Source organism: Streptomyces sp. NPDC096193, assembly GCF_040302905.1.
Lineage (GTDB): Bacteria > Actinomycetota > Actinomycetes > Streptomycetales > Streptomycetaceae > Streptomyces.
This window is the reverse complement of record NZ_JBEOSJ010000029.1, coordinates 1-15,610: the sequence shown is the minus strand read 5'-3', so window position 1 is coordinate 15,610 and position 15,610 is coordinate 1. Positions and strand designations below refer to the sequence as shown.

Below are 15,610 nucleotides of genomic sequence, written 5' to 3'. Positions count from 1 at the left end.
GTGCTACCGCGCTTCCTGGTTGCTGTCCGGGACCCGTGCCGCCGCCATCGGCAGCCGCTCCGCCTGCCACCGGCCCGTCCCCTGCTGTCGGGGCGGCCGCTCGCTCCGGCCGCGCAGCGCGACGTGCAGGCCGTCCCACAGCGTGCCGTCGGTCCGGTCCCGCGGGTCGGGGTCGATGAGCACCACACCGATCACCGGTATGTGCTGGTCCGCGAGTTGCCGTGCCACGGTGTGCAGCCATGCGGCACTGGCGTGCCCGGCCCGCAGGACGAGCACGGTCCGAGTGCCGAGGTACTGGAGGTCGGTCCAGGCCGTGCCGGGCGCCACCGAGCCGACGCCGAGCAGGCGCTCCTCGGGCGACACGGTCGCGACACCCTCGCCGCTGATCACGGCGGGATCACCCGGCTTCGTGCGGCGGCCGGCGAGCTGCGGGCCGGGGAGACCGTCGACGACGGCCACGGGCCCGTCGGCTGCCAGCGCTCCGGCGACATCCACCGCGAGCACGCTCGCGCTGCGCGCACAGCCCAGTTCCAGCAGCGACAACGGTTCCGCGGAGCCGCGCGCCGTGCGGGCCAGGGTCACGGTGAGCCGTTCACGTGCCGCCCGGGTCCGTCGGCGCTGCCACAACCTGCCTGAGCGGCGGGGCAGTTCGGCGATGACGGAGGCACCCAAATTGGCCGCGATGTCCCGGCGCAGCACGGGGCGGTCCGCCACCACCGTGCCGACCGCGGCCACCGCGAGCCCGAGCACGAGTCCGAGGACCAGCCCGATCGCGGCGTTCGTGGCAGCTGCCTCGGGCAGCGAGTGCCGCACCGCGCGCGGGGCGTCCACGATCTCCGTTCCGGCCACGACCTTGGGGGTTCCGGTGCGTGCCTCCGCGGCTCGCTGGTCGAATTCGGCGATGCGCGAGCTGAGTTCGGCCCGGCGCGCGAAGAGCGACTCGATGTCCGCCGACGCCTTGGGGTCGGCGTCCGGGGATTGCTCACCGATCGCCTTGTTGACCTCGCCCAGCTCGTCCCGCATACGGTCCCGCTGGTCGAGCAGGGCCGCGGCCTCGGCCTGCGCGGCTTCCCGCATCCGCCGCACATGGTCCGCGACGAACGCATCGGCCAGCGCCTGCGCCCGGGCCACCGCTTCCGCGTCGTCGGCGCCGGTCACATCAATCCGCAGCAGGTTGTTGGTCAGACCGGTACCCCGGTAGTCCCGCATGAAGTCCTCAGGCTTCTCCTGTGACTCGAGGGACCTGAGGGCCATGCCGGCGACCCGCGTGGTCTGCAACAGCTCGACATCGGTGCGGATCAGCGTTCCGGTGTCGTTCGGCTGGTCCTCCTTGTGCGCGACCAGCACCTTGGTCACCGCGCTCGGCGGCGGCGGCAGCAGGACCGCGACCGCCGCGCCGACCAGCAGGCCGAGGAGCGCCAAGGCGCTCCACAGGCGGCGGCGCCTGCGGACCGCGACCACCAGCCCCTGGACGTCGAGGAGCGTGACCGTGCCCGACGACTCCGAGGACGTGCTTGTCGTCACGCTGAACCTCCCGTAGCGCGGCCGCGCACGGCGAGGGCCGGAGTGGCCTCGTCCGCCGGACGGGCGGCATCCCGCGTGCGGCGGGCCCGGACCGGGCCGGCGACGACGACGCCGACGACCTCGTGTCTGCCGTCCGCGCACGCCTCGGCGATGCCGGCGAGCTCCTCCGCGGTCCAACTGCCCGCGCTCAGGACCACCAGGGCACCGGACTCGGTGTCGCGGTCGGGGACCAGCGGCCGGTCCACCGAGACCTCCACCACCCGCAGCTTTAGGTATCCGCTGCCCGAAGGGCTTGGGGAGGGATCGCCCGTGGCCTCGGCGACGAGCTGCGCGGCGGCCCCGAGGCCGATCTCGTCACCCTCCGGTACGACGACCAGCAGCGGCCGGGGGACCGGCAGCAGGTTCCGGACGCGAGCGCACACACGCCCGTAGCGGATCTGTCTGCCGCTCGCGTCGCCGGACTTCTGCGGAGCCGGCATGTCCCACCGGGTGTCGACGCCGAGGAGCCGGCGGATCCGCGCCCGCGCACCCCGGCCCTCCGGCCGGTGCGCGCGTCGGTCGTCCGGCACGTCGACCGTGCCCAGCAGCGCCGAGCCCAGCGCGGCGGCGATCTCCCCTTCGGTGCGCAGCCGGCGATTCGTCCGCGCGGCGACGAGATGGCCGATGACGGCGAGCAGGAAGAACAGCAGCGCCCCGCCGACGATGAGCTGCGTCCTCGTCGGCGGTGCCTGACCGTCCGGCCTGGCGGCCGGGCCCATGACGATCATGCCGGCCTTGTTGTTCGCCGGGTCGGCCTCGTCCAGCTTCGTCATGGCCTCCTCCAGCGAGGTGCGCAGCTTCTCGAGGGAGGTGCGGGCCTGAACGCTCTCCACGGTCTGCCCCGGATCGGCCGCATTGGCCAGTTCGCTGATGCGGCGGTTGGTCTCCTCGACCTTCTGCCGCAGCGCCTCGGGCCCCGTCGCGGCTCCCGGGGCGGTGCTGCCGCCCGCGATCCGCTCGGCGAACACCACGAACTCCTGGGCCACCCGGTCGGCGAGCTGCTGCGCGCGCTCCGGGGTCCGGGCCGTACCCGAGATCTTGATGATGTTTCCGTCGGCGGCCGTGGCGCTCACTCGATTCCGCAACTCGCCGGCGCTGACATCGGTCCGGTCGAGCGCGGCGCCCGCGCGGTCGACCACCGTCGAACTGGTCGCCACGTCCACCTGGGTCAGCAGCTCGCGTTCCTCCCACTGCCCCGGCAGCAGTACCGATGCCGACGCCGTGTACCGCGGAGGGAACACCAACGAGGAGCCGTAGCCGACGAGTGCGCCCACCACGGCCAGGAGGGCGAGAAGCCGCCACCTCCGCCGGAGAATCCGCCCGACGGTGACCAGGCGGATCGTGTCATCGCTCAACGGCGCGGCCTCTTCCCTGCGCGTACCGGGGTGCCGGACGCGACCGGAGTGCGGTCACGGCACGCGGCGGCATAGGCGGCGAGCAGCGAGGCCTGCGAGTTCCGCCAGGAGAGCTCCCCGCTGATCCGCTCCTGGCCGATCTTGCCCATCCGGGCCCGCTTCTCCGGATCGTCCAACAGCAGCGCGATCAGCCTGGCGAACTCCGCCTCGTCGTTGGCCGGTGCGTAGACGGCGGCGTCATCGGCGGAGACGCGCGCCTCCTTCAGGTCGAACGAGACGATCGGTTGGCCCATCGCCATGTACTCCAGGACCTTGTTCATGGTCGACACGTCGTTGAGCGGATTGCGCGGGTCGGGGGAGAGGCACACGTCCGCCGTGGACAGGTAGCGCACCAGGTCGGCGTCCGGAATGCGCCCGGTGAACTGCACCTGCTCCGTGAGTCCGAGCTGCCGCGACAGCTCCACCATCGCGTCGAAGGCGTCGCCGGCGCCGACGAACACCGCGTGCCAGTCGGTCCGCCCGAACGCGTCGCGCAGCTTCGCCAGAGCCCGCAGGGCGTAGTCGACGCCGTCCTGAGGACCCATGACGCCGAGGTAGCACAGCAGATGAGACTTGCCGCGCTTCAACTCCAATTCGGGAGGCGCCGGTTGGAACCGGTCGGTCTGGGGCGCACTGCGCACGACGAACACGTCCTCAGGGCGACGGCCGCCACGGCGCATCGCGACGTCGCGATAGCTCTCGTTCGTGGCGAGCACGATGTCCGCGGCCCGGTAGGTGCGCCGTTCCAGCGCGCACACGCCGCGGTAGAGCAGATCCTTGCCGCGGTCGAACCGGGAGAGGTACAGCTCGGGCACCAGGTCGTGCTGGTCGAAGACGAACCGCGCGCCGCGCCGTTTCAGCCACAGGGCCGGCAGGAACAGCAGGTCGGGCGGGTTGCAGGCGTGGACCACGTCGACCGGGCCGACCTTGCGGGCCAGCCGGGCCGTGTGCCACAGCGCCGCTGCGTACTCGCGGAGGTAGCCGGCCGGTCCACCGGAGGCCGCGCGCAACGGGTAGCGGTGGATCCGCACCCCGTCGATCTCCGCTTCCGGTTCGGTGTCCCGCTTCTCCCCCCGGGGGCAGATGACGTGCACCTCCCAGCCCGCGTCGCGCAGGGTCGTGCACTCCTGCCACACCCGCCGGTCGAACGGCACCGACAGGTTCTCCACCAGGATCAGCGCGCGCCGGCCCGAGCCGTCACCGCTGATTGCGTCACCAAGCAAGGCCTATGTACCCCGGTTCGGTCCGGCGCGTCTCGGCGTCGGGAAGGTGGATGAGGTCGACGATCACCGGGCCGCCGCCGCCATGGGGCAGCGCCGAAAGGACGGCCGGGTCCCTGGTCCCCACCAGGCACACCTCGGCGTGATCGAGCACCTCCTCGACGGAGTCCGCGAGCAGCTGCGCGAGGTGTGGCAGCCGGGTCTCGATGTACTCGCGGTTCGCGCCGAGGAGCCGGGAGAGGCTCACGTTCGCGTCATGGATCCGCAGGTCGTACCCCTTGCCGTGGAGCTTCTCCGCCAGTTCGACGAGCGGGCTTTCACGGAGGTCGTCGGTGCCCGGTTTGAAGGACAGCCCGAACAGGCCGACCCGGCGCTTGCCGGTGCGCTCGACGAGTTCCACCGCGCGTTGCAGATGGTCGGAGTTGGAGGGCAGCACATGGGAGAGGATGGGCACCGAGACGTCGGCCCGCTGCGCGGCGTGGACCAGGCTGCGCAGGTCCTTGGGCAGGCAGGAGCCGCCGAAGGCGAAGCCGGGCCGCAGGTAGGCGGGGCTGATGTTCAGCTTGCGGTCGGCCAGGAACACGTCCATGACCTGGTGCGAGTCGACCCCGAGCGCCTGGCACACCGCGCCCAGCTCGTTCGCGAAGCCGATCTTGAGGCCGTGGAACGCGTTGTCCGCGTACTTGATCGCCTCGGCCGTCGGGACCGGTACCCGGAACACCTCGCCGGGCAAACCGTCGTACAGGGCCGCGACCGTATCGCCGCTCGCCGCGTCGAGCTGGCCGATGACGGTCTTGGGCGGGTCGAAGAAGTCCCGCACGCTCGTGCCCTCACGCAGGAACTCCGGGTTGACGGCGACCCCGATGTCCACCCCGGCGGTGCCGCCGACGGACTTCTCCAGAATCGGTACCAGCAGGTTCAGGCAGGTGCCCGGGAGCATGGTGCTGCGGAACACGACGGTGTGCCGCCCGCCCCTGTCGGCCAGCGCGGCGCCGATCTGCTCGGTGACCCGCTCCAAGTACGTGGTGCACAGGCTGCCGTTGGGCTCCGACGGCGTGCCGACGCAGATCAGCGAGACCTCACTGTCCCTGATCGCCTCGCGGACATCGAGGGTGGCGCGCAGTGCTCCGGTCCGCACGACCTCGGCGATGAGCTCGCCGATCCGCTCCTCGACCACGGGGGCCTTGCCGTCGTTGACCAGGTCGACCTTCACCTGGTTCACGTCCACCCCGATGACCTCGTGCCCCATGCTGGCCAGGCACGCGGCCGATACGCAGCCCACGTAGCCGAGCCCGAATACGCTGACTCTCATGACGCGTTCCTCCCCCCAGGCAGGCCCTCACGGCCTGCGGTACGTGCGTCGGCCGGCCGGTTGATCCGCGGCCTTGCGCGCATCAGTAGGCCCCCTGCCCGTGGAGCACTGCCCGCAGGGTCTTCCACAAGATCACTGTGTCCAGGGCGAGCGACCAGTCCTCCACGTACCGCAGGTCGAGGCGGACCGCCTCCTCCCACGGCAGGTCGCTGCGTCCGCTGATCTGCCACAGCCCGGTGAGTCCGGGTTTGACCAGCAGCCGCCGACGGATGTCCGGGCCGTACGCGGCGCACTCCTCCGGCAGCGGCGGGCGCGGACCGACGAGCGACATCGAGCCGGTGAGCACGTTGAAGAGCTGCGGGAGCTCGTCGATCGAGTACCGGCGCAGCACCGCTCCGACCCGGGTCACCCGAGGATCCCGGCGGAGCTTGAACAGCAGTCCCGCCCCCTCATTGCGGTCGGCCAGCTCAATCCGTGCCCTGTGGGCCCCCGAGACCATGGTGCGGAACTTCAGGATGGTGAACTCGCGGCCGTCCTTGCCGACCCTGCGCTGGCGATAGACCGCCCCACCCCGGCTGTCCACCATGACGAGCAGCGCGACGAACACCATCAGTGGCGCGAACAGCATCAGCAGGACCGCCGCGGCGAAGCGGTCGACGACCCCCTTGACCGCCCGGCGGCCCCCGCTGAAGGTCGGCATGCTGACCCTCAGCAGGGGGATCCCGAGCACCGCGTCGACGTGCAACCGCGGACCGGCCACCTCCATGAGGACGGGGGCCACGACCATCTCGGCATCGCTGCCTTCGAGGTTCCAGGCCAGCCGTTGCAGCCGGTCCGGTGACCAGTGCGGGTCCGGTGTGACCGCGACGACACGGTAGCCGTCGCGGCGGACGTGGCCCGCGACGTCATTCAATTGGCCGACGACGGGCACACCGTCCAGTTGGGCTCCGTCGATTCCGAGACCGTCCGTCGTGCACACCGCGTCCACCCGCCAGCCGAGGTGCGGGAACTTGCGGGTTCGGCTGATCAGGTCGCGCACGGTGTCCGGGCTTCCGGCAGCGAGCACCGGTCTCAAACACCGTCCCTCGTACCGCTGTTTGTGCAGTCCGAGGCGCAGCAGATAGCGCGTGGTCATCGTCACGAGCGCGATCGCGGGGATCGCGACGAAGATCCAGAGCTTGATGTTGCGCGAGGTGAGGGCGATCCCGCCGAGTGCCAGGACGACGGTCGCGGTGAACAGAGAACGTCCGAGCCGGCGGAACTCCTCGGCGCCCTGGCCGAGCACGGCCGGAGCCCACGACCGGCTCACGGCGAGTGCTCCCAGCACCAGCAGTTCGGTGCCGAACGCGAGAATTCCCCACTTCTCGTGCCAGTTGGCCGCGTCCCGGGACCCGAAGAAGTTGCCGATCGTCGCCACCACCAGTGCGGTGGCGATGGTGTCGCTGATGATCACGCTACGGCGGTATCGCTGCTCCCAGCCGTGCACGTGCCGGCTGATCGCCCCGTTCGCCAGACGCCCCCGCGTCGACGGAACAGGGCCGACTAGTCCCCCCTGCTGCACAGAACCCCCCAGGTCCCCAGTGATTCGACGTGCGCGCCCAACACTGTTCCTCCCCCCAGGAGGCCCCCGCCCCCCCGCACGCTCCCACCCCTCGGGAGGCACATCGCCCCCCGCGCCGCGCTGTTCCTCTCCGTGGGAGGGCCCCCGCCCCACCCCTTGCACGACATCACGGCTGCATCAGGGCACGTTGAACAACCTGCCCTGGCGGCAGTGGACTTGCCTGTCTTGCCGAACTCTCGAGGTGCACGGGAACCCGCTGAAACCTCGGGTGCTCCCCGCACCCGAACCCCCTTCTCGGGCCCCGAGATTGATCATTACCACGTCGTCTGGCACCGGGGACGCGACTGCTGGCGTGCGTAGTGCCGGACTTTCAGAGCATTGGTGGTGCCTCGTGCCCGAGCGGTTGAAGCACGGTCAATCTAGACCAACTGGGGCCAGCATGTAGAGAGGACGTGTGCAATTCGTGCTCAAGATTTGTGGCTGAACCGATTGACCGGTGCTTACGGGGTCCTGCCGCCATCGTGCTGTGGTGATGCGGGAGGTGAGGTGGCCGGTGTTCAGCGGCATGGTCAGCACCGTGTGACGGGGGAGGGCATGGTGATCCCTGCACCTGGTTCGAAGGGCTTCTGGCCTGCGGTTGCGCGGTGTTAACACGCCCTGGCCGATGCCCCCTCGGGCTTGGGTCGCGGCTCCCCAGTGAACTGGAGGCGCCGCGAACGCCGTTTGGTGCTCCGTGAACGACAAGTTCCCCCCGGGTGTGTCTGCGGCAGTCTGCCGGCGATCGTTGGCGACCGAGGGGCATCGTCCTCGGGCGGCGAGGGGGCCGCCATATCGCAAACCCGCACAAGAGGCGCACGGAAGCGCTCTGGCTGCCAAATGACCGAAAGCCGCCTGCCGGCGCGGGGGTTGTCCGCGCGTCCTGGGGGTGCGGACTCGGGCGGCCGGGAGCATCCGGGGCAACAGGTTCCAAGACAGTTCGCGGTGACGGGCCCGGCCCGGTCCCGGGACGCCGGTAAGAACCGTGTCGTCAGCCGCGAGAGCGAGTTGCTGGGCGGCGGCGCCAGCCATGTGAAGTACCCGTACCACCTGGTCAGCGGGCCGTGTTCCCGCAGACCCCGGCGTCTGCCCGGGCAAGTCCGGCAAACGGGTCCGGCTGCGCAACGCGGCGGCGACACGGCGTACCGAGTGGCGCTCGGGCCCACACCGACGGGTTCCCTGTCGAGCAGCAGCAGGCCAGAAGCCGTGCTCATCCGGATAGGGAGCGGTACGACGTCCAGGTCACCCTCGGTGACGGCGTATTCCGGCCGGTCGCGTTGGCCGAGGGCAAGGACGCCACCGGCGTGGCCCTGCTGCACAGGGGCTCCGGCGGCGCGACGAAAGCGACCGTCCGCACGAAGGAGCTGAGCGCACCTGCACGGCCACACCTACCAGCTCGGGAACAGTGGCCCGCGCCAGGGCACCTCCATCGTGCTGCAACCCTGGGAGCGGGGATGACGATGGTCCGGTCCGGCCGTCCCATCCCCTCGGGCAGGTGGTCGGGGAAGAGGATCCGGTTGGTGCACTCCCCGGACTCCTGCCGGTCGAAGACCGGCTCCGCCGGCACCCCGGTCACCGTGCCGCCTCCGTCCGGCTGCTCTGGCGGCTGTTCTTGGATGCAACTGGTGAAACGCCACCGTCGCTGCCAGGTGCCCGCAGATGACCTGGTGCGATGTGTTCTCGATGCCGCTCGCTCCCGGATTGTGGTGGCCGAGGACGGGAGGCAGAGTGGTCTGGGGGCCATCTGAGTGAGCTGGGTCCTCATGATGGAGCAAGTTGTGTGAGCCCGAAACCGACGAACTCGGGCACCGCCGGACGAGTGGATCGGTTCACTGGTCCAGAATTCCGTGGCCGACGCATGATCGTCCATTTCAGGCAGGGGTACGGAGGTGTGGTGCATGTCAGAGGAGAACCCGGCGCACGGGTCCGCCGACGAGGGGACCGAAATCTCGTTGCCGCCCGAAGTCCAGATGCTGCAAGACGTCACTCCGCCTTTCTTTCCCGAAGGTGGTTCTGCGATGACCATCCGTGTCGAGTGGCCTCCCGGTCACCCTGGGCTACCCGCGCACCGCCACTCGGGGCCTGCGTTCGGCTACGTGATGGAGGGTGCGGTCCGGTTCGAGCTCGAAGGCGAGCCGGAGCGTGTGGTCGAGGCAGGTGGGACGTTCTGGGAGCCGGGTGGTGACGTGATCCACTACCAGGACGGCAACGCCCTGTCGGACGCGCCGACCAAGTTCGTCGTGACCATGGTGTGCGCACCGGGTCAGCCGATGCTCACTTTGGTCGAAGAGGAGGAGCTGAAGGAGCGGGCGCACCTGCGGGCTCCACGTCCCTCCAAAGGCTGACCCGCGACGCTCCAGGGTCCCGGGCTCCGCTTGCAAGTCCCGTCCGGCCAGCGGGCGGACGACGCCAGTACTTCGGCAAAGCCGTTGACAGGACGTTCCGCCCCCCGCTCTGTCCACCCATCGTCGACCGTCCCGCACTCAACGGCACCGTCATCGAGACCGGCACCGACCGACTCCTACCGGCTCGCCTCCACCCGGGGCCGAGGTGAGGCAAACCGTCAAGTCCGGCCGCCCGAGGCGCGGCCGCCGGTCACTTTCGCCAGAACAAGTGGTGCGTCACCCCGCTCGGGCTGGGCACCACATCGAGGTGGAACCGGTCGAGCAGCTCATCGGGTGATTCCCAGAGTCGTACTCCGGACCCGAGCTTCACCGGCGAGACCGCCACGTGCATGGTGTCGACGAGGTCGGCGTCGAGGAACTGCCGGATGGTGGTGGCCCCGCCGCCGAGTCGGACGTCCTTGCCCTGCGCCGCCTCCCGGGCCTGCTGAAGGACCGTGGCAGGGTCATCGTCGACGAAGTGGAACGTGGTGTCGGAGAGCGTGAACGAAGGACGCTTGTGGTGGGTCATGACGAACACCGGGGTACGGAACGGGGGCTCGTCACCCCACCAGCCCTGCCACTCATAATCGTTCCAGGGCCCGCGCTGGGGCCCGAACTTGTTGCGGCCCATGATCTCGGCGCCGATGTTGCGTGCGTAGTCCCGCGTGAGGTAGTCGTCCAGGCCCCGGCTCCCCCCGGGGTCGGTGCGCATGGGCCAGCTCGCGGTGGCGCCGGCCCAGGCGAACAGCCTCCCGGGATCGACGTGACCGAAGGGCCTTTCGAGAGTCTGGTCCTCACCCGCACCGATTCCGTCACTCGAGACGTTGAAATTCTGGACTCTCAGTAGCTGAGGCACGTGCTCCTCCTGTGCTGTCGACAACGGTGGGGAGACTTGCCGGGCCGGGAAAACTCATCGCTGCGTCCGTGACCGGTCAGCATCTGGACTGCCCAGTGTCCCGACCCGCGAGGTTTGCGCGATTCCTGCAAGCTCCGTGGTGAGGGGATGTCCGTCCCCTGCGGAGCCTTTCACGGTCTGCTCGACCATCAAGGAGGCCTAAAGGTGTGTCACCGACAGCGGGCGGGGCACGCAGTGACGTCATTGCTCTGGGCAGGCTCGGTTTCGATCCCCTGCTGACGCATTTCCTTTCCGGAGGCCCGCACGGACCGCCCCGGCGTCGCCCGGCGTTGCCCTCACGCTGCCCGCACGGGCCTGGACACCGCTGCCGTCAGCGCGGTCCACTGGGCCGCCCAGAGTCGCGCCTAAAAGGAGGCTGCAGGTGCACAGAGGCAAGTCGCGCAGCGAGCGGACCGAGATTCGCCAGCCGGCGCGTGGCGGGGCCGGGGCACGGCGGGAGTCGTCCGGGGTCGGTGCCGCCGTGCCGCCTCTGCTCACTGCCGACGCGCTCAGGGCGGCTCAGGTCGGCGCGGGCAACGCCGCGGTGATCGGCATGATCGCCCGCCGTGCGCGCCCCACGGCCGCCTCGGAGCAACAGGCCGGCACGGGGGTGCACGAGGTCCTGCACTCGGCCGGCAAACCGCTCGGCATGCCGGTGCGTCAGGAGATGGAGTCCCGATTCGGGACCGACTTCTCCGGCGTGCGGCTGCACACCGGTGCCGAGGCCGCCCGCTCGGCCCGTGCCATCGGGGCGCGCGCCTACACCTCCGGCAGTCATGTCGTACTCGGCGACAGCGGTCGGGACAAGCACACCCTCGCCCACGAGCTCACCCACGTCATCCAGCAGCGTCAGGGCCCGGTCTCCGGCACCGGCCATGCCGACGGGCTGCGCCTCAGCGACCCCGGGGACCACTTCGAGCGCGAGGCCGAGTCCATCGCCCGGCAGGTGCTCTCCGGTCCCGTGCCGGTGGCGCGAGCCGCACGCGCCGTCGACGTGAACGGTCACGCCGAGCGGGAGGCAGATGGAGCAGTCGGGATCCAGCGGATGGTCGGCTTCGAGTTCGAGACCAACATGCTGGTGCGGGCCGGGGAAGAGCCGGTGATTTCCAAGAACGAGAAGTTCTTCGAGGCCGCTTCAGGTGACCGGTACATCACTCCCGATGCGAGCGCGCTGGAGTTTGTGACGGTTCCCTTCGAGGAGGAGGGCGACGCCCCGGACTTGGAGAGGATGACCAGGGCGGTCAGTGAGATGGCCGAGGCGTTCGGACTGCTCCATACCTCGGCGAAGCTGGCAAGCCTCATGGATGGGAACGCGGCCCATGGCGAGGCGCTCGGGCCAAGGCACGACCCACCAGCACGAGGGAAACGATGTGTATGTGCCGGGTGCGGACCGTCTGTACCCGCCACTGGCGAAACCGCAGGCGACCGGAGGCGACCGGAGGCGTCAGCCTCGAGAAGATGTTCGCCCTGTTCAAGGCGGTGGTGAACCAGAAGTTCCCGCTGAAGTCCCCGTCGAATCCGGACGATGTGGCCCTTCTCGGGGACGATCCGGAGACGCGTGCCGACACGACCGCGCTCGGCGGCGCCAACGCCAAGCGGGACGCGGCGATCCTCACGGATGCCCAGCACCTCACCGAAAAGTACGTCGCGGGCCTGCAGGCTGCCGGAACGGGAGAGCCCAAGGGGCTGCTGGCCATGGTGTTCTCGTATCTGCTGTCCGGCGCCCAGCAGTCCGGACGGCAGGATCATGCAAAGTACTTCCTGCCGCTCATGACCAGGATGAGCTTCTCCGCGATGTACGCGTCGCTGCCCGAGGAAGCGAAGTCCGCCTTCGATCCTGTACGCATTCTCGAAACGGCCGCTCTCGCACCGGGCGACCCCGTCTACAAGGAGGGCTTCGCCGACCGTGGAGCCGGCGACAGGGAGACATCCCGCGGGCCTGTGCGTAAGGCGTGGCTGGACAGCATCGCATCTGGTGGCCCGGACCTGATGTCCGCGGGTGGCGGAAGCACACGGTGACCGAGGGGATGAAGGCCAGCTCCCCGGCCATGGGCCAGCACCAGCGGCTCGACCCCGGACACGCGTCCGGTGCGGCCGATCTGGTGCAGGTCGAGCTCCGCCGTCTGCCTGGCCAAGTCCCCCCGCAGGAGTGGCTGCCCGTCGCAGCCGCCATTTTCAAGATGTTCAGAGAGGTCCAGGGACCCTGAGCTGTCGCTCCCGAACCACTCGGAAAACGTCCCGGAGCAGGTGTTGAGCGGGCCGTTGGCGGCAGACCGATGAGCGGACCGCACCGTAAGCGTGGCCGGTTCCCGGATTCCTGGTGATCTTTCAGTCCGTCGGTGATACCAGCCGTCGCTCTGGCTCCCCTGGAGATACGGGGGTTCACCTGGCGAAGTGGCCGCCGATTCGGCGGTGACCGATCTGTACCCAGCGGGGAGTATATATAGACGAATGGCAATGGTTCATCCTGCATTGCGTGCTCCCTGGGCTCTGACGGCGGCGGTGATGCTGTCCGCGAGTGCGTGCGGCAGTGACGACGGGGGCTCCGGCGCGGGCGAGCGCGATCAGCTGTCCGGCACGATCTCGGTCGACGGCTCCAGCACAGTGGCTCCACTGTCCATGGCGGCGGCCCAGATCTTCCACGAGCGCAACCCAGGGGTGAGGGTCACGGTGGGGGCTTCGGGCACCGGCGGAGGATTCGAGAAGTTCTGCGCCGGCCAGATTGACATCTCCGACGCTTCCCGCCCGATCAATGACCAGGAGAAGGCTGCCTGCGAGAGGAACGGCATCACGTTCGAGGCGTTCCAGGTCGCCAACGACGGTCTGTCCGTCGTGGTGAGCAAGGACAACAACTTTGTCGAATGCCTCACGGTCGAGCAGCTGAGGAAGATCTGGGAGCCCGGCTCCAAGGTCGACAACTGGAAGCAGGTCGATCCGAAGTTCCCGGACCTTGAGCTGAAACTGTTCGGCGCGGGAGCCGATTCGGGGACCTTCGACTACTTCACCCAGGCGATCAACGGGGAGGAGGGCAAAGGCCGCGCGGACTACACGGCCAGCGAAAACGACGCTGTCACTGTCCGGGGTGTCTCCGGTGCCAGAGGCGGCGTGGGCTATCTCGGCCTGTCGTACTACGAGCAGAACCGGGACAGGCTGAAGGTCCTGAAGATCGACGCCGGCGACGGCTGTCTGGGGCCCAGCCGGGCGACCGTCCAGGATGGCACCTACAAACCCCTGTCCCGCCCACTGTTCATCTACCCGAAGGGCTCCTCGCTGGAGAGGGATGAGGTCAAGGCGTTCGTCGAGTTCTACGTCGTGAGCCACGTCGACATTGCCAGGAAGGCCCACTTGGTCCCGCTCAACAATCAGCAGGAAGCCGAGCTGAGGGAGAACTTCGAAAACCTCAAGGCGAAGCTCGACTGACAGAACGACGGCCCAACCACGCCGGCTGCCTCTGGGCCTTCGCCTCACTACGGGCAATGCCCGCCTTCCTCATCCGCGCCTCCCGCCTCCTTCCCGCCCGGGTATTCGACCGCATGACGAATTCCGGTCTGCGCAAGCACTACCCGGCTGCCGGGGCGTGATCGTTCTCAGCTGCTGATTTGGCATGCAAGCTCGCCATCGCCCACCAGGCCGCACTCCGCCTCGCAGCCTGCCTCATCTGGACAGCCGCTTGCTCGCCGAGGCGCCTTGCTCGCGAAAATGACCACATGATCTTGTGAAGTTCCTCGTCGCACGCATCGTGGATGACAACCACGCCTATGCCTACGTAGCCGCCACCGAGTTGAAGCCCGTCAACTGCCTACCTGGTCCAGGCCGGTACCGGCAGAAGACACAGACCTCACAGACCTCGGTCGGCCAGGCCCCCCTGCCTCCTGGGCGCAGCTATGAGATCGTCGGCAGCCCATGTCGTGCGGAGGGTGGATCCCGGACGGTCGGCGGAGGTAAACCCGTGGGGCCGGATCGTACGATGACGGCATGACCCGCGCCGCCCCCTCGTCGAGCCGCCGCCGTGCGGGGAGTGGTTTCGTGCTGATGGTGCTGGTGGTTGTGGCCGGTGTGTTGGCGATGCACGGGCTGGGTCCGGGGCCGGCGCCGGTGAAGGCGTCAGCGGGGGTCGGCGGTCACAGTGCGGCGATGGTTCAGGAGTGTGCCGCCGTCCACCAGTTGGCCGGGGACTGCTCGCACACCGATGGCGGTTCGGGCCACGCGGAGCACGCTGATGGCAGGTGTGCGGCGACCGGTGTCGGCGCCGCGTACGCGCCTCCCGTACTGGCAGCGGCTCTCGATGTCGGGCCGGTGCCGGTGGCGCCGGCCGGCAGTGCGGCGGGGACTCCGGAGAGCGGGCGGGCGCCGCCCGATCTCGCCGAGCTGCAACTCCTGCGGATATAGGACCGCCCGCGCGGCACCTCCTGCCCCCGCATGGCCGGGCGGGTGATGCCGTGCTCCGGCACATCCTCGTTCCGTATCGGCGCCGGCCCACGTGAGGGCGGCGCATCAAGGAGTCGCACCACCATGGACAAGAACCTCATCCGCTGGACCGCCCTGGTCGTCGCCGCCGGCGCCGCATCGCTCGTGCTCGCCGCGTGCGGGTCGAGCGGCGACACCTCCGCCGCGCATGGCGGCGGCCACAGCCCGTCCCCCTCGACGTCCTCGTCCGCGCCGGCCCCCCAGGGCCGGCACAACGTCGCCGACGTCGCGTTCGCCGGGGGGATGATCCCCCATCACCGCCAGGCCGTGGAGATGGCCGACCTCGCACCCTCCCGCGCCGAGTCGCCGGAGGTGAAGAGGCTGGCGGGGGAGATCAAGAAGGCCCAGGACCCGGAGATCAAGACCCTCTCGGGCTGGCTGACCTCCTGGAGTGAGCAAGTTCCCGCCGAGGGGGCCATGGACCACTCTGCACACGGCGACGACGGCGGCATGATGACGCCCGAGGAGATGGGCAACCTGAAGAAGGCGTCCGGCAAGGCGTTCGACATGGCCTTCATGCAGCTGATGATCAAGCATCACGAGGGCGCGGTGGCGATGGCGAAGACGGAGACTGCCGACGGCGCTTTCCCTGACGCCAAGACGATGGCGGGCGCCATCATCACCTCCCAGACGGCTGAGATCGCCAGGATGAACGACCTGCTCGGCAAGAGCTGACCCACCCGGGCGGGGGGTGTGCCGGGGCCGCACGCCCCGGCCCAAGGACCACACGATGATCGTCTCGTACCGCAGCTCGAGGGGCGTGCCGTACCTGACGTAC

At 69.5% G+C, this 15,610-nt stretch carries 13 protein-coding genes; 7 read left to right on the top strand and 6 right to left on the bottom strand.

The features are described 5' to 3' along the window. Nucleotides 1-3: 3 nt before the first annotated feature. The 5 genes from ABTX78_RS30800 to ABTX78_RS30780 form a co-directional block, all read right to left on the bottom strand. Nucleotides 4-1,524 (bottom strand): Wzz/FepE/Etk N-terminal domain-containing protein, encoded by a 1,521-nt coding sequence (locus ABTX78_RS30800; protein WP_352210068.1) that lies wholly within the window; start codon nucleotides 1,522-1,524, stop codon nucleotides 4-6. Then, nucleotides 1,521-2,918 (bottom strand): Wzz/FepE/Etk N-terminal domain-containing protein, encoded by a 1,398-nt coding sequence (locus tag ABTX78_RS30795; RefSeq protein ID WP_352210067.1) that lies wholly within the window; start codon nucleotides 2,916-2,918, stop codon nucleotides 1,521-1,523. The genes ABTX78_RS30800 and ABTX78_RS30795 overlap by 4 nt, the downstream gene beginning before the upstream one ends. Further along, complete coding sequence (locus ABTX78_RS30790) at nucleotides 2,915-4,180, bottom strand: glycosyltransferase family 4 protein (RefSeq protein ID WP_352210066.1); 1,266 nt, start codon at nucleotides 4,178-4,180, stop codon at nucleotides 2,915-2,917. The genes ABTX78_RS30795 and ABTX78_RS30790 overlap by 4 nt, the downstream gene beginning before the upstream one ends. Then, nucleotides 4,170-5,489: a nucleotide sugar dehydrogenase gene (locus ABTX78_RS30785; protein WP_352210065.1), complete on the bottom strand. Its 1,320-nt coding sequence runs from the start codon at nucleotides 5,487-5,489 to the stop codon at nucleotides 4,170-4,172. The genes ABTX78_RS30790 and ABTX78_RS30785 overlap by 11 nt, the downstream gene beginning before the upstream one ends. An 82-nt stretch (nucleotides 5,490-5,571) precedes the next feature. Next, the gene (locus tag ABTX78_RS30780) at nucleotides 5,572-7,050 is read right to left on the bottom strand and encodes a sugar transferase (protein WP_352210064.1); all 1,479 of its coding nucleotides are present in this window, start codon (nucleotides 7,048-7,050) and stop codon (nucleotides 5,572-5,574) included. A 1,934-nt stretch (nucleotides 7,051-8,984) separates the two neighbouring features. Between ABTX78_RS30780 and ABTX78_RS30775 the strand changes: the two genes are divergently transcribed. Next, on the top strand, nucleotides 8,985-9,431 hold the full coding sequence (locus tag ABTX78_RS30775) for a cupin domain-containing protein (RefSeq protein WP_502994009.1): 447 nt from the start codon (nucleotides 8,985-8,987) through the stop codon (nucleotides 9,429-9,431). A gap of 250 nt (nucleotides 9,432-9,681) precedes the next feature. Here ABTX78_RS30775 and ABTX78_RS30770 read toward each other — a convergent pair whose 3' ends face one another. Further along, a complete protein-coding gene (locus tag ABTX78_RS30770) occupies nucleotides 9,682-10,326 on the bottom strand; it encodes a dihydrofolate reductase family protein (RefSeq protein ID WP_352210063.1) in 645 nt (214 codons plus the stop codon). A gap of 421 nt (nucleotides 10,327-10,747) precedes the next feature. On the opposite strand from ABTX78_RS30770, the gene ABTX78_RS30765 reads away from it, so the two are divergent. From ABTX78_RS30765 to ABTX78_RS30740, 6 genes are all read left to right on the top strand, one after another. Further along, nucleotides 10,748-11,851 carry an eCIS core domain-containing protein gene (locus ABTX78_RS30765; RefSeq protein ID WP_352210062.1) on the top strand — a complete coding sequence of 368 codons (1,104 nt, stop codon included), beginning with the start codon at nucleotides 10,748-10,750 and terminating at the stop codon, nucleotides 11,849-11,851. Further along, the gene (locus ABTX78_RS30760) at nucleotides 11,824-12,384 is read left to right on the top strand and encodes a hypothetical protein (protein ID WP_352210061.1); all 561 of its coding nucleotides are present in this window, start codon (nucleotides 11,824-11,826) and stop codon (nucleotides 12,382-12,384) included. Before ABTX78_RS30765 ends, ABTX78_RS30760 begins: the two co-directional genes overlap by 28 nt. Nucleotides 12,385-12,392: 8 nt before the next feature. Continuing rightward, on the top strand, nucleotides 12,393-12,572 hold the full coding sequence (locus ABTX78_RS30755) for a hypothetical protein (RefSeq protein WP_352210060.1): 180 nt from the start codon (nucleotides 12,393-12,395) through the stop codon (nucleotides 12,570-12,572). 187 nt (nucleotides 12,573-12,759) lie between these two features. Next, a complete protein-coding gene (locus tag ABTX78_RS30750; protein ID WP_352210059.1) occupies nucleotides 12,760-13,785 on the top strand; it encodes a PstS family phosphate ABC transporter substrate-binding protein in 1,026 nt (341 codons plus the stop codon). A gap of 555 nt (nucleotides 13,786-14,340) precedes the next feature. Further along, nucleotides 14,341-14,754 (top strand): DUF6153 family protein, encoded by a 414-nt coding sequence (locus tag ABTX78_RS30745; protein WP_352210058.1) that lies wholly within the window; start codon nucleotides 14,341-14,343, stop codon nucleotides 14,752-14,754. 123 nt (nucleotides 14,755-14,877) lie between these two features. After that, nucleotides 14,878-15,507 carry a DUF305 domain-containing protein gene (locus ABTX78_RS30740; protein ID WP_352210057.1) on the top strand — a complete coding sequence of 210 codons (630 nt, stop codon included), beginning with the start codon at nucleotides 14,878-14,880 and terminating at the stop codon, nucleotides 15,505-15,507. Nucleotides 15,508-15,610 lie beyond the last annotated feature (103 nt).